Origin of the sequence: Streptomyces sp. NBC_01689, from assembly GCF_036250675.1 — a bacterium.
In the GTDB taxonomy this organism is placed as follows: domain Bacteria; phylum Actinomycetota; class Actinomycetes; order Streptomycetales; family Streptomycetaceae; genus Streptomyces.
Genome location: NZ_CP109592.1, coordinates 4398825 through 4411091, shown reverse-complemented (window position 1 = coordinate 4411091; position 12267 = coordinate 4398825). Strand labels below are relative to the sequence as shown.

Genomic DNA, 12267 nt, shown 5'->3' with positions numbered 1-12267 from the left:
TCTGCACGGGCTCGCTCACAGGACCGGTCGGCCGATGCATCGCACCAGTCGGAAAGAGGCTGGGCCCACGTCAGTTCCCCGCTACTACCAGTACGGCCAGGAGGAGCAGGAGGAACGCAGGGAGCAGTGTGCACCCGAGCGCGAGGGTGGCTGCGACCACCCGGAGCGTCCGCAGGGACCGGCGACGGGGCAGGGCCCAGGCGATCGCGAACAGTCCCATGGCCCAATAGAGCACCTGCCAGATCTCGCCGTGGGCCCGGCAGAGGCTGTACTCCCAGAAAAGGAGCGGCAGACCGGGCAGGGAGGCTACGAGAGGCGCCTTCCACCAGGTCGTGTGGAGGGAGGGGGCCCGCGGGACACCGGTCTGGGTCGTCATCTCCCCACCTCACCAACGACAGCCTCTGGTAGCACGGGTGGGCGTACTCATCCCGTCTCTGCGCGCCTACTCAGACGGGTCGATGCGGTGGGGCGGTTCGGAAAGGCCGGTTCAGCAGGCCCTCGACCCATCACGGGACGCGCTGCGTCAGCGCGCGACGCGTCGGCCGGTATGTCACTGCGAGGGTGCGCCGTCCTTCGCCCGCGGTTGGAGCCGGATCATCGGAATGCCGGGCCGCACCTTGGCGATGGCGGCGAAGTCGTCGTCGACGTGAAGCACCGTCAGGCGGTGATGCTCGGCCGTGAGGGCGATGAGGATGTCGGTCGGAGAGGGCCCCCGGTGATGGCCGATCTTCACCAGTTCCCTCTGGACGGCAATGATCTTGGGCCAGGGTTCGTCCAGTGCGGGAACCCAGCCGAAGGTCTGCCCGAGCATGGTGAAAAACGGTTCGTAGTCGCGGTCCGCCCGCAGTCCTGGCATCAACTCGGCCTCGACCGGCGGGCAGATCGCCACCAGCCCGCGAGCGACGTGTCCGGGCCAGGGGGCGTCGATCTGGCCGCGCAACAGTCGCCAGACCGCGGACGTGTCGGCGAGATAGGTCACAGTCCGGACCGCTCCCGCTCATCGAGGACGTCGAAGTCGAGGAACGCGTCGGCGTTCTCCTGAAGCCAGCGCAGCGCCCGAGCCCGGTCGTCCGAACTGATCGCGGCCGCTATGGTCAGCGCCCGGTTGATCGTGTCCCGCTTCGTCTTGGTGCCGAGCTGCTGCTGAGCGAAGGCCAGCATGTCGTCGTCGATGTCGACCAGGGTCCTGGACATGGGGCCTCCCGAGTGGATTGATATACCTCAGGATGCCAGTATATCAATCTGTATGCATAAGGTTCGGTCTGCGTCGAGAGTCCACTGCCGCCAGGCCTTCCGCACCGGACCCGGGCCGACACGGACAGCGGGGGCGTCGCCGGCCCGGATGACCTCGTACTGCCGGTCGGGGAAGCGAACTTCACTCTTCTCGCGGAACAGGCGCATACGGTTGGGGCGCCTTGAGTACCGGCTCGAGTACCGACGTGAGTACGGACGCTCACGCCCCCGCCGGCCCCCCGCGGCACGCTGTCGGCATGAGCATCCCGCAAGGTCCCGTACGTGTCGCCAAGCCCCGTGATCTCGCCGACCGGCCCGTCTTCGTCACGCTCGCCGGGATCTTCTGGGGCTGCGCGGCCCTGCTGACGGCCGGTGTGACCGCCTTCTTCCTCCTCGTGGGCCTGCTGCTCGCGGCGGACTCGACCGGGCGGCGTTCGCCCTTGTCGGAGCTGTGGACGCCGGCCCAGCAGGTCGCCGTGAGCGCTGTCGTGCTGCTCGGGCTCTACTTCGCCCCGGGCTTCCGGCGGCTGGCCGCCATGACCAGGCTCGCCCTGCTCGGGCCCCTGGCGTGTGCCGTCCCCGTCTTCGTCGTCCTGTGGGCCTACGCGACCGCCGCATGACCCGGAGTCGTCCCCGCGCGTACCGTGTGCGGACGCCTTGCTGCCGGCGGGCGTCGTGCCGGTCGTCCGGAGGCCCGGTCAGGGCGGCCCGACCGGGCCGCGCACGCACCCAGGGTTTGACCCACGTCACCCAAGGGGTACGATCTCCGGCTCGATTGGCCAGCCCCCCGCCCCGTATGGCAGACTAGCGGGGTTGCTCGGTCGAGTGCCGATGCTGCGCGCCTCCCGCCGGGAGGACCGGAAGCGAGTCCCACAGTACTCGTCGCTCCATCTGCCGCGAGGCAGCGCTGGGGCGGACGTACGGGAATCTTCCGGGAAGTGTCAGCGGGGTGCAGACCAGGCGCCCGGTGGGTGTTCAGCCCCCGGTCCCGCGGTTGTCTTTTGGGCTGAGCCGTGTCCCTGAGCAGGGAAATCCTTTGCGGATATCTGTGCGGCAGGAGCGCGACACACCCGACCGCGTGGGTCGGAGGCAAGGAACGCGAACCCCCGGGTTCCGGAGCGTTTCACGAGACAAAGGACTACTGAGTAGCCATGGCGGGACAGAAGATCCGCATCCGGCTCAAGGCCTACGACCACGAGGTCATCGACTCCTCGGCGAAGAAGATCGTCGAGACGGTGACCCGCACTGGTGCGTCGGTCGCGGGCCCGGTGCCGCTGCCCACTGAGAAGAACGTGTACTGCGTCATCAAGTCGCCGCACAAGTACAAGGACTCGCGCGAGCACTTCGAGATGCGCACGCACAAGCGCCTGATCGACATCCTCGACCCGACGCCCAAGACCGTTGACTCTCTGATGCGACTCGACCTCCCGGCCGGTGTCGACATCGAGATCAAGCTCTAAGGGCCGGTGATCTGAGAATGGGTAAGCAGATCAAGGGCATCCTGGGCGAGAAGCTCGGCATGACGCAGGTGTGGGACGAGAACAACCGCGTTGTTCCCGTCACCGTCGTCAAGGCCGGGCCGAATGTCGTGACCCAGGTCCGTACGAATGACTCCGACGGCTACGAGTCGGTCCAGATCGCCTTCGGCGAGATCGACCCGCGCAAGGTGAACAAGCCCCTCAAGGGCCACTTCGCCAAGGCCGACGTCACGCCCCGCCGTCACCTCGTCGAGATCCGTACCGCCGACGCCGGCGAGTACACCCTCGGCCAGGAGATCACCGCCGAGACCTTCGAGGCCGGCATCAAGGTGGACGTGACCGGCAAGAGCAAGGGCAAGGGCTTCGCCGGTGTCATGAAGCGTCACAACTTCAAGGGCCTCGGCGCCGGACACGGCACCCAGCGCAAGCACCGCTCTCCCGGCTCCATCGGTGGCTGCGCCACCCCGGGTCGTGTGTTCAAGGGCCTCCGCATGGCGGGTCGCATGGGCAACGAGCGGGTCACCACCCAGAACCTGACCGTTCACGCCGTTGACGCGGAGAAGGGCCTGCTCCTCATCAAGGGCGCGGTTCCTGGTCCGAACGGCGGCCTCGTCCTGGTCCGCACCGCGGCCAAGGGGGCCTGAGGACTATGAGCACCATTGACATTCTGTCGCCCTCCGGCGACACCGCCGGGACCGTCGAGCTCCCGGCCGAGATCTTCGACGTAGAGAAGATCAGCATCCCGCTGCTTCACCAGGTCGTCGTCGCGCAGCTGGCCGCCGCCCGTCAGGGCACGCACAAGGTCAAGCGTCGTGGCGAGGTCCGCGGTGGTGGTAAGAAGCCTTACCGCCAGAAGGGCACCGGCCGCGCGCGCCAGGGTTCGACCCGTGCGCCGCAGTTCGCCGGCGGTGGCGTCGTCCACGGCCCCACCCCGCGTGACTACTCGCAGCGGACCCCGAAGAAGATGAAGGCCGCGGCCCTGCGCCACGCCCTCACCGACCGGGCCCGCAACGCTCGCATCCACGTCATCACCGGCGTGATCGAGGGCGAGACCCCCTCCACCAAGGCCGCGAAGAGCTTCCTCGGCAAGGTCAGCGAGCGCAAGAACGTGCTCCTGGTCATCGAGCGCTCCGACGAGGCCGCGCTGCTCTCCGCGCGCAACCTGCCCCAGGTCCACATCCTGGAGCCGGGCCAGCTGAACACGTACGACGTTCTCGTCTCGGACGACGTGGTCTTCACCCAGGCCGCTTTCGAGTCCTTCGTGTCTGGCCCCCAGGCCGCTGACACCGAAGGGAGCGAAGCCTGATGGCTACGCGTCACCCGAGCATTGCCTCGAAGGCCGCCAAGGCCGCCAAGGCCGCACGCGTCGCCAAGGCGAAGCGCCACGAGGCCGAGGGCAAGAACACCGTCGAGACCCCGCTGAGCAAGAGCTTCACGGACCCCCGTGACGTCCTTCTCAAGCCGGTCGTCTCGGAGAAGAGCTACGCGCTGCTCGACGAGGGCAAGTACACCTTCGTCGTCGCGCCGGGCGCCAACAAGACCCAGATCAAGCAGGCCGTCCAGGCGGTCTTCTCGGTCAAGGTCACCGGCGTCAACACGATCAACCGTCAGGGTAAGCGCAAGCGCACCAAGAGCGGTTTCGGTAAGCGTGCGGACACCAAGCGCGCCATCGTGACCCTCGCTGAGGGCGACCGTATCGACATCTTCGGCCAGGCCTCCTAACGGAGCGCCCTGGTCCGAATATCGGACGAGGACTGAGAAATGGGAATCCGCAAGTACAAGCCGACTACGCCGGGCCGTCGCGGCTCCAGCGTCGCCGACTTCGTCGAGGTCACGCGGTCCACGCCGGAGAAGTCGCTGGTCCGCCCGCTGCACAGCAAGGGCGGCCGTAACAACGCCGGTCGTGTGACCGTTCGCCACCAGGGTGGCGGACACAAGCGCGCCTACCGCGTGATCGACTTCCGTCGTCACGACAAGGACGGCGTGCCGGCGAAGGTCGCGCACATCGAGTACGACCCCAACCGCACCGCGCGCATCGCGCTGCTTCACTACGCGGACGGCGAGAAGCGCTACATCCTCGCCCCCCGCAACCTGTCGCAGGGTGACCGCGTCGAGAACGGTCCCGGGGCCGACATCAAGCCGGGCAACAACCTGGCGCTCCGCAACATCCCGGTCGGTACCACGATCCACGCGATCGAGATCCGTCCCGGTGGCGGTGCCAAGTTCGCCCGCTCCGCCGGTGCCTCGGTGCAGCTGCTCGCGAAGGAGGGCACCATGGCCCACCTCCGCATGCCCTCCGGTGAGATCCGCCTGGTCGACCAGCGCTGCCGCGCCACGGTCGGCGAGGTCGGCAACGCCGAGCAGAGCAACATCAACTGGGGCAAGGCCGGCCGTAAGCGCTGGCTGGGCGTCCGCCCGACCGTCCGCGGTGTGGCGATGAACCCGGTTGACCACCCGCACGGTGGTGGTGAGGGCAAGACCTCCGGTGGTCGCCACCCGGTCTCCCCGTGGGGTCAGAAGGAGGGTCGTACTCGTTCGCCGAAGAAGGCTTCGAACAAGTACATCGTCCGCCGCCGCAAGACGAACAAGAAGCGCTAGGAGCGGGTTTAGATGCCGCGCAGTCTCAAGAAGGGGCCCTTCGTCGACGACCACCTGATCAAGAAGGTGGACGTACAGAACGAAGCCGGCACCAAGAACGTCATCAAGACCTGGTCCCGTCGCTCGATGATCATCCCGGCCATGCTCGGCCACACGATCGCGGTGCACAACGGCAAGACCCACATTCCGGTGTTTGTCACCGAGTCGATGGTCGGCCACAAGCTCGGCGAGTTCTCGCCGACGCGCACCTTCCGGGGTCACGTCAAGGACGACCGGAAGTCGAAGCGCCGCTAACGCGGGGTGGAATGACCATGACAGACACTGGAAGGACAACCATGGAAGCCAGGGCCCAGGCGCGGTACATCCGCGTTACGCCCATGAAGGCCCGCCGCGTGGTGGACCTTATCCGTGGCATGGATGCCACGGAGGCTCAGGCGGTCCTGCGTTTCGCCCCGCAGGCCGCGAGCGTGCCGGTCGGCAAGGTGCTGGACAGCGCCATTGCCAACGCCGCGCACAACTACGACCACACCGACGCCTCTTCGCTGGTCATCAGCGAGGCGTACGTGGACGAGGGTCCGACCCTGAAGCGGTTCCGTCCGCGTGCTCAGGGCCGTGCCTACCGGATCCGTAAGCGGACCAGCCACATCACCGTGGTCGTCAGCAGCAAGGAAGGAACCCGGTAATGGGCCAGAAGGTTAACCCGCATGGGTTCCGGCTCGGTGTCACGACCGACTTCAAGTCGCGTTGGTACGCCGACAAGCTGTACAAGGACTACGTCAAGGAAGACGTCGCCATCCGTCGGATGATGACGTCCGGCATGGAGCGCGCCGGCATCTCGAAGGTGGAGATCGAGCGCACCCGTGACCGTGTGCGGGTGGACATCCACACCGCGCGTCCGGGCATCGTCATCGGCCGCCGTGGCGCCGAGGCCGACCGCATCCGCGGTGACCTCGAGAAGCTCACGGGCAAGCAGGTCCAGCTGAACATCCTCGAGGTCAAGAACCCCGAGACCGATGCTCAGCTGGTCGCCCAGGCCGTTGCCGAGCAGCTGTCGTCCCGCGTCTCCTTCCGCCGTGCCATGCGCAAGAGCATGCAGTCGGCGATGAAGGCGGGCGCCAAGGGCATCAAGATCCAGTGCGGTGGCCGCCTCGGCGGCGCCGAGATGTCCCGCTCGGAGTTCTACCGCGAGGGCCGTGTGCCCCTGCACACGCTCCGCGCGAACGTCGACTACGGCTTCTTCGAGGCCAAGACGACCTTCGGCCGTATCGGTGTGAAGGTCTGGATCTACAAGGGCGACGTCAAGAACATCGCCGAGGTCCGCGCCGAGAACGCCGCTGCCCGCGCCGGCAACCGCCCGGCCCGTGGCGGCAACGACCGCCCGGCCGGCCGTGGTGGCCGCGGTGGCGAGCGTGGCGGTCGCGGTCGCAAGCCGCAGACGGCTCCCGCTGCCGAGGCCCCCAAGGCCGAGGCTCCGGCTGCCGCTCCGGCTGAGAGCACCGGAACGGAGGCCTGACCGACATGCTGATCCCCCGTAGGGTCAAGCACCGCAAGCAGCACCACCCGAAGCGCCGTGGTCAGGCCAAGGGCGGCACGCAGGTTTCGTTCGGCGAGTACGGCATTCAGGCCCTCACGCCGGCGTACGTGACGAACCGCCAGATCGAGGCCGCGCGTATCGCGATGACCCGCCACATCAAGCGTGGCGGCAAGGTCTGGATCAACATCTACCCGGACCGCCCGCTCACGAAGAAGCCCGCCGAGACCCGCATGGGTTCCGGTAAGGGTTCTCCCGAGTGGTGGATCGCGAACGTGCACCCGGGCCGGGTCATGTTCGAACTGTCCTACCCCAACGAGAAGATCGCCCGTGAGGCCCTCACTCGCGCAGCCCACAAGCTGCCGATGAAGTGCCGGATCGTCAAGCGCGAGGCAGGTGAAGCGTGATGTCGGCCGGTACCAAGGCGTCCGAGCTGCGCGAACTGGGTGACGAGGAGCTTCTGGCGAAGCTTCGCGAAGCCAAGGAAGAGCTGTTCAACCTCCGCTTCCAGGCGGCGACCGGTCAGCTCGAGAACCACGGTCGGCTCAAGGCCGTCCGCAAGGACATCGCGCGGATCTACACCCTGATGCGTGAGCGCGAGCTGGGCATCGAGACGGTGGAGAGCGCCTGATGAGCGAGAGCAACGTGACTGAGACCAACGAGCAGCGCGGTTTCCGCAAGACCCGTGAGGGTCTTGTCGTCAGCGACAAGATGGACAAGACCGTCGTCGTCGCCGTCGAGGACCGCGTCAAGCACGCCCTGTACGGCAAGGTCATCCGCCGTACGAGCAAGCTCAAGGCCCACGACGAGCAGAACGCCGCGGGTATCGGCGACCGCGTCCTCCTCATGGAGACGCGTCCGCTGTCCGCGACGAAGCGCTGGCGCATCGTCGAGATCCTCGAGAAGGCCAAGTAATCACCTGAGGGGTTTCCCTCAGGTTCGTTCCGCCAGGCTCGGGGCGGGGCCGCCGTAAGGTCGGCCCCGCCCCGGGAACCGGCAGACAAATCAGGAGATAGACGTGATCCAGCAGGAGTCGCGACTGCGTGTCGCCGACAACACTGGTGCGAAGGAGATCCTTTGCATCCGTGTGCTCGGTGGCTCCGGTCGCCGCTACGCGGGCATCGGTGACGTCATCGTCGCCACCGTGAAGGACGCGATCCCCGGTGGCAACGTGAAGAAGGGTGACGTCATCAAGGCCGTCATCGTTCGCACCGTCAAGGAGCGCCGCCGTCCGGACGGCTCGTACATCCGCTTCGACGAGAACGCCGCCGTCATTCTGAAGAACGACGGCGACCCTCGTGGCACCCGTATCTTCGGCCCCGTCGGCCGTGAGCTGCGCGAGAAGAAGTTCATGAAGATCATCTCGCTCGCGCCGGAGGTGCTGTAAGCATGAAGATCAAGAAGGGTGACACGGTTCAGGTCATCACCGGCAAGGACAAGGGCAAGCAGGGCAAGGTCATTGCCGCTTACCCGCGCGACGAGCGCGTCCTGGTCGAGGGTGTCAACCGGGTCAAGAAGCACACCAAGGCCGGCCCGACCGCCAGCGGTTCCCAGGCCGGCGGCATCGTGACGACCGAGGCCCCGATCCACGTGAGCAACGTTCAGCTCGTCGTGGAGAAGGACGGCAACAAGGTCGTCACGCGTGTCGGTTACCGCTTCGACGACGAGGGCAACAAGATCCGCGTTGCCAAGCGGACGGGTGAGGACATCTGATGGCTACCACCACCACTCCGCGTCTCAAGACGAAGTACCGCGAGGAGATCGCGGCGAAGCTGCAGGAAGAGTTCTCCTACGAGAACGTCATGCAGACGCCGGGCCTCGTCAAGATCGTGGTCAACATGGGTGTCGGCGACGCCGCCCGTGACTCGAAGCTCATGGACGGTGCCGTCCGTGACCTCACCACGATCACCGGTCAGAAGCCGGCCATCACCAAGGCCCGCAAGTCCATCGCGCAGTTCAAGCTGCGTGAGGGCCAGCCGATCGGTGCCCACGTCACGCTCCGTGGCGACCGCATGTGGGAGTTCCTGGACCGCACCCTGTCGCTCGCGCTGCCGCGCATCCGCGACTTCCGCGGCCTGTCCCCCAAGCAGTTCGACGGCCGTGGCAACTACACCTTCGGTCTCACGGAGCAGGTCATGTTCCACGAGATCGACCAGGACAAGATCGACCGCGTCCGGGGTATGGACATCACCGTGGTGACCACGGCGACCAACGACGCTGAGGGCCGTGCCCTTCTCCGTCACCTCGGCTTCCCCTTCAAGGAGGCGTAAGCGAGATGGCGAAGAAGGCTCTGATTGCCAAGGCTGCTCGTAAGCCCAAGTTCGGTGTGCGTGGCTACACGCGCTGCCAGCGCTGCGGTCGTCCGCACTCCGTGTACCGCAAGTTCGGCCTGTGCCGCGTCTGCCTTCGTGAGATGGCTCACCGTGGCGAGCTGCCGGGCGTGACCAAGAGCTCCTGGTAGTCCCGTACTTCGGGATTCCAGAGGCTCTCGGTAAGTAAAGGGCGCGGTCAGGTGCCCACCCCTCCATGCCGTAGGCTAGGAGGGTTGGGCGCCTGACGCCCGTACGACTTACTACGCCGTAGGTCCCCGCACCGCACCCGTCCCGCCACAGAGTGGGGAGAGGGATGGCGCATACAGGAAACCCCGGCGAGAGAGGCCGAAGGCCAATTCATGACCATGACTGATCCGATCGCAGACATGCTTACGCGTCTGCGTAACGCGAACTCGGCGTACCACGACACCGTGGGAATGCCGCACAGCAAGATCAAGTCGCACATCGCGGAGATCCTCCAGCAGGAGGGCTTCATCACGGGCTGGAAGGTCGAGGACGCCGAGGTCGGCAAGAACCTCGTCCTCGAGCTGAAGTTCGGCCCGAACCGTGAGCGCTCCATCGCGGGCATCAAGCGGATCTCCAAGCCCGGTCTCCGGGTGTACGCGAAGTCCACCAACCTGCCCAAGGTGCTGGGCGGCCTCGGCGTGGCGATCATCTCCACGTCCCACGGGCTCCTCACCGACAAGCAGGCCGGCAAGAAGGGCGTAGGCGGAGAAGTTCTCGCCTACGTCTGGTAGCGGAAGGAATCGGAGGAAACAGCTATGTCGCGTATTGGCAAGCTCCCTATCACGGTTCCCGCCGGCGTGGACGTCACCATCGACGGCCAGACGGTCTCGGTCAAGGGCCCCAAGGGCTCGCTGACCCACACCGTCGTTTCGCCGATCGAGATCGCCAAGGGTGAGGACGGCGTTCTGAACGTCACCCGCCCCAACGACGAGCGTCAGAGCAAGGCCCTGCACGGCCTGTCCCGCACGCTGGTGGCGAACATGATCACCGGCGTGACCCAGGGTTACGTGAAGAAGCTCGAGATCAGCGGTGTCGGTTACCGCGTGACGGCCAAGGGTTCGAACCTCGAGTTCGCGCTCGGCTACAGCCACCCGATCACGGTCGAGGCCCCCGAGGGCATCACCTTCAAGGTGGAGGCCCCGACCCGTTTCTCGGTCGAGGGCATCGACAAGCAGAAGGTCGGCGAGGTTGCGGCCAACATCCGCAAGCTGCGCAAGCCCGACCCGTACAAGGCCAAGGGCGTCAAGTACGAAGGCGAAGTCATCCGCCGCAAGGTCGGAAAGGCGGGTAAGTAAGCCATGGCATACGGTGTCAAGATTGCTAAGGGCGACGCTTACAAGCGTGCTGCCATCAAGCGTCGTCACATCCGCATCCGTAAGCACATCTCGGGTACGGCTGAGCGTCCGCGTCTGGTCGTGACGCGCTCCAACCGCCACATCGTGGCCCAGGTCATCGACGACGTGAAGGGTCACACCCTCGCGTCGGCGTCCACCCTGGACACCGCGATCCGTGGTGGCGAGGGCGACAAGTCCGACCAGGCCAAGTCGGTCGGCGCCCTGGTCGCCGAGCGCGCCAAGGCCGCCGGTGTCGAGGCTGTCGTGTTCGACCGTGGTGGAAACCAGTACGCCGGGCGCATCGCCGCCCTGGCGGACGCCGCCCGCGAAGCCGGGCTCAAGTTCTGAGCCGCTTCCGTAGCTAGCGGAAAGAGAGAGGTAATCCAATGGCTGGACCCCAGCGCCGTGGAAGCGGTGCCGGTGGCGGCGAGCGGCGGGACCGGAAGGGCCGTGACGGCGGCGCTGCTGCCGCCGAGAAGACCGCGTACGTTGAGCGCGTCGTCGCGATCAACCGCGTCGCCAAGGTTGTGAAGGGTGGTCGTCGCTTCAGCTTCACCGCGCTGGTCGTGGTGGGCGATGGTGACGGCACCGTCGGTGTCGGTTACGGCAAGGCCAAGGAGGTGCCGGCCGCCATCGCCAAGGGTGTTGAGGAGGCCAAGAAGCACTTCTTCAAGGTCCCCCGTATCCAGGGCACCATCCCGCACCCGATCACGGGCGAGAAGGCCGCGGGCGTCGTCCTGCTCAAGCCTGCTTCCCCCGGTACCGGCGTCATCGCCGGTGGCCCGGTGCGTGCGGTGCTCGAGTGCGCCGGCGTTCACGACATCCTGTCGAAGTCGCTCGGCTCGTCCAACGCGATCAACATCGTGCACGCGACCGTGGCGGCCCTCAAGGGCCTGCAGCGTCCCGAGGAGATCGCGGCTCGCCGTGGTCTGCCCCTCGAGGACGTCGCCCCCGCGGCTCTGCTGCGTGCACGTGCGGGAGCGGGTGCGTAATCATGGCTCAGCTCAGGATCACGCAGACGAAGTCGTACATCGGCAGCAAGCAGAACCACCGCGACACGCTGCGTTCGCTCGGGCTCAAGCGCCTGAACGACGTGGTCGTCAAGGAGGACCGCCCCGAGTTCCGCGGAATGGTGCACACCGTCCGCCACCTCGTGACGGTTGAGGAGGTCGACTGATCATGGCGGAGAACAACCCGCTCAAGATCCACAACCTCCGTCCCGCCCCGGGCGCCAAGACCGCCAAGACCCGTGTGGGTCGTGGTGAGGCGTCGAAGGGTAAGACGGCCGGTCGTGGTACCAAGGGCACGAAGGCCCGCTACCAGGTTCCGGAGCGCTTCGAGGGTGGCCAGATGCCCCTCCACATGCGTCTCCCGAAGCTGAAGGGCTTCAAGAACCCGTTCAAGACCGAGTTCCAGGTCGTGAACCTCGACAAGCTGGCCGCGCTGTACCCGGAGGGTGGCGAGGTCACCGTCGAGGGTCTCGTTGCCAAGGGTGCCGTTCGCAAGAACAGCCTCGTCAAGGTGCTCGGCCAGGGCGAGGTCTCCGTGGCGCTGCAGGTGACGGTCGACGCCGTCTCCGGCTCCGCCAAGGAGAAGATCACCGCCGCTGGCGGTACCGTCACCGAGCTCGTCTGATCACTTCAGGCGTCTCGATGACATGAGCGATCCCGACCGGGGATGCCCCAACAAATGGGGCATCCCCGGTTGGTCGTTCCAAGGGGGGCAGTCTCGCCGGTAAGGTGGCCTGCACTGCC

Annotated in this window: 25 protein-coding genes; 22 read left to right on the top strand and 3 right to left on the bottom strand. The window is 66.5% G+C overall.

Annotation, left to right across the window (positions count from 1 at the left end):
* Positions 1-70: 70 nt before the first annotated feature.
* From OG776_RS18695 to OG776_RS18685, 3 genes are all read right to left on the bottom strand, one after another.
* Entirely contained in the window at positions 71-376 is a 306-nt protein-coding gene (locus tag OG776_RS18695; protein ID WP_148010019.1) for a hypothetical protein, read from the bottom strand.
* Positions 377-550: 174 nt separating this feature from the next.
* Positions 551-979: a PIN domain nuclease gene (locus tag OG776_RS18690; protein ID WP_148010020.1), complete on the bottom strand. Its 429-nt coding sequence runs from the start codon at positions 977-979 to the stop codon at positions 551-553.
* Positions 976-1194 (bottom strand): type II toxin-antitoxin system VapB family antitoxin, encoded by a 219-nt coding sequence (locus OG776_RS18685; protein WP_148010021.1) that lies wholly within the window; start codon positions 1192-1194, stop codon positions 976-978. Before OG776_RS18685 ends, OG776_RS18690 begins: the two co-directional genes overlap by 4 nt.
* A gap of 296 nt (positions 1195-1490) precedes the next feature.
* Here OG776_RS18685 and OG776_RS18680 point away from each other — a divergent pair, with 296 nt between their 5' ends.
* The 22 genes from OG776_RS18680 (at position 1491) to rplO (ending at position 12148) form a co-directional block, all read left to right on the top strand.
* The gene (locus OG776_RS18680) at positions 1491-1853 is read left to right on the top strand and encodes a hypothetical protein (protein ID WP_148010022.1); all 363 of its coding nucleotides are present in this window, start codon (positions 1491-1493) and stop codon (positions 1851-1853) included.
* Positions 1854-2384: 531 nt separating this feature from the next.
* Positions 2385-2693, top strand: coding sequence for a 30S ribosomal protein S10 (gene rpsJ, locus OG776_RS18675; RefSeq protein WP_003948644.1), 309 nt, complete (start codon positions 2385-2387; stop codon positions 2691-2693).
* A gap of 17 nt (positions 2694-2710) precedes the next feature.
* Complete coding sequence (rplC, locus tag OG776_RS18670) at positions 2711-3355, top strand: 50S ribosomal protein L3 (RefSeq protein ID WP_148010023.1); 645 nt, start codon at positions 2711-2713, stop codon at positions 3353-3355.
* A gap of 5 nt (positions 3356-3360) precedes the next feature.
* Positions 3361-4017, top strand: coding sequence for a 50S ribosomal protein L4 (gene rplD / locus OG776_RS18665; protein WP_037747970.1), 657 nt, complete (start codon positions 3361-3363; stop codon positions 4015-4017).
* Positions 4017-4433: a 50S ribosomal protein L23 gene (rplW, locus tag OG776_RS18660; RefSeq protein ID WP_099921128.1), complete on the top strand. Its 417-nt coding sequence runs from the start codon at positions 4017-4019 to the stop codon at positions 4431-4433. The genes rplD and rplW overlap by 1 nt, the downstream gene beginning before the upstream one ends.
* A gap of 39 nt (positions 4434-4472) precedes the next feature.
* Positions 4473-5309 (top strand): 50S ribosomal protein L2, encoded by an 837-nt coding sequence (gene rplB / locus OG776_RS18655; RefSeq protein ID WP_020132633.1) that lies wholly within the window; start codon positions 4473-4475, stop codon positions 5307-5309.
* 12 nt (positions 5310-5321) lie between these two features.
* Positions 5322-5603 carry a 30S ribosomal protein S19 gene (gene rpsS, locus OG776_RS18650; protein WP_005481224.1) on the top strand — a complete coding sequence of 94 codons (282 nt, stop codon included), beginning with the start codon at positions 5322-5324 and terminating at the stop codon, positions 5601-5603.
* A 41-nt stretch (positions 5604-5644) separates the two neighbouring features.
* Positions 5645-5992: a 50S ribosomal protein L22 gene (gene rplV / locus OG776_RS18645; protein ID WP_004571827.1), complete on the top strand. Its 348-nt coding sequence runs from the start codon at positions 5645-5647 to the stop codon at positions 5990-5992.
* Entirely contained in the window at positions 5992-6822 is an 831-nt protein-coding gene (gene rpsC, locus OG776_RS18640; protein ID WP_148010024.1) for a 30S ribosomal protein S3, read from the top strand. The genes rplV and rpsC overlap by 1 nt, the downstream gene beginning before the upstream one ends.
* A 5-nt stretch (positions 6823-6827) precedes the next feature.
* Positions 6828-7247, top strand: coding sequence for a 50S ribosomal protein L16 (gene rplP / locus OG776_RS18635; protein WP_010986348.1), 420 nt, complete (start codon positions 6828-6830; stop codon positions 7245-7247).
* Positions 7247-7471: a 50S ribosomal protein L29 gene (rpmC, locus tag OG776_RS18630; protein ID WP_003998824.1), complete on the top strand. Its 225-nt coding sequence runs from the start codon at positions 7247-7249 to the stop codon at positions 7469-7471. Before rplP ends, rpmC begins: the two co-directional genes overlap by 1 nt.
* On the top strand, positions 7471-7755 hold the full coding sequence (gene rpsQ / locus OG776_RS18625) for a 30S ribosomal protein S17 (protein WP_148010025.1): 285 nt from the start codon (positions 7471-7473) through the stop codon (positions 7753-7755). The genes rpmC and rpsQ overlap by 1 nt, the downstream gene beginning before the upstream one ends.
* A 103-nt stretch (positions 7756-7858) precedes the next feature.
* Positions 7859-8227: a 50S ribosomal protein L14 gene (gene rplN, locus OG776_RS18620; RefSeq protein WP_003992364.1), complete on the top strand. Its 369-nt coding sequence runs from the start codon at positions 7859-7861 to the stop codon at positions 8225-8227.
* Between the two features lie 2 nt (positions 8228-8229).
* Positions 8230-8553 (top strand): 50S ribosomal protein L24, encoded by a 324-nt coding sequence (rplX, locus tag OG776_RS18615; RefSeq protein ID WP_060901494.1) that lies wholly within the window; start codon positions 8230-8232, stop codon positions 8551-8553.
* The gene (gene rplE, locus OG776_RS18610; RefSeq protein WP_148010026.1) at positions 8553-9110 is read left to right on the top strand and encodes a 50S ribosomal protein L5; all 558 of its coding nucleotides are present in this window, start codon (positions 8553-8555) and stop codon (positions 9108-9110) included. The genes rplX and rplE overlap by 1 nt, the downstream gene beginning before the upstream one ends.
* Positions 9111-9115: 5 nt before the next feature.
* A complete protein-coding gene (locus OG776_RS18605) occupies positions 9116-9301 on the top strand; it encodes a type Z 30S ribosomal protein S14 (RefSeq protein WP_003948630.1) in 186 nt (61 codons plus the stop codon).
* A gap of 210 nt (positions 9302-9511) precedes the next feature.
* Positions 9512-9910: a 30S ribosomal protein S8 gene (gene rpsH / locus OG776_RS18600; protein WP_010986352.1), complete on the top strand. Its 399-nt coding sequence runs from the start codon at positions 9512-9514 to the stop codon at positions 9908-9910.
* 24 nt (positions 9911-9934) lie between these two features.
* Entirely contained in the window at positions 9935-10474 is a 540-nt protein-coding gene (rplF, locus tag OG776_RS18595; protein ID WP_148010028.1) for a 50S ribosomal protein L6, read from the top strand.
* A gap of 3 nt (positions 10475-10477) precedes the next feature.
* The gene (gene rplR, locus OG776_RS18590) at positions 10478-10861 is read left to right on the top strand and encodes a 50S ribosomal protein L18 (protein WP_148010029.1); all 384 of its coding nucleotides are present in this window, start codon (positions 10478-10480) and stop codon (positions 10859-10861) included.
* Positions 10862-10899: 38 nt separating this feature from the next.
* A complete protein-coding gene (gene rpsE / locus OG776_RS18585; protein WP_006376045.1) occupies positions 10900-11505 on the top strand; it encodes a 30S ribosomal protein S5 in 606 nt (201 codons plus the stop codon).
* Between the two features lie 2 nt (positions 11506-11507).
* Positions 11508-11690, top strand: a complete 183-nt coding sequence (gene rpmD / locus OG776_RS18580; protein ID WP_060901490.1) for a 50S ribosomal protein L30 — start codon at positions 11508-11510, stop codon at positions 11688-11690.
* 2 nt (positions 11691-11692) lie between these two features.
* The gene (gene rplO, locus OG776_RS18575) at positions 11693-12148 is read left to right on the top strand and encodes a 50S ribosomal protein L15 (protein ID WP_007443991.1); all 456 of its coding nucleotides are present in this window, start codon (positions 11693-11695) and stop codon (positions 12146-12148) included.
* Positions 12149-12267: the final 119 nt, after the last annotated feature.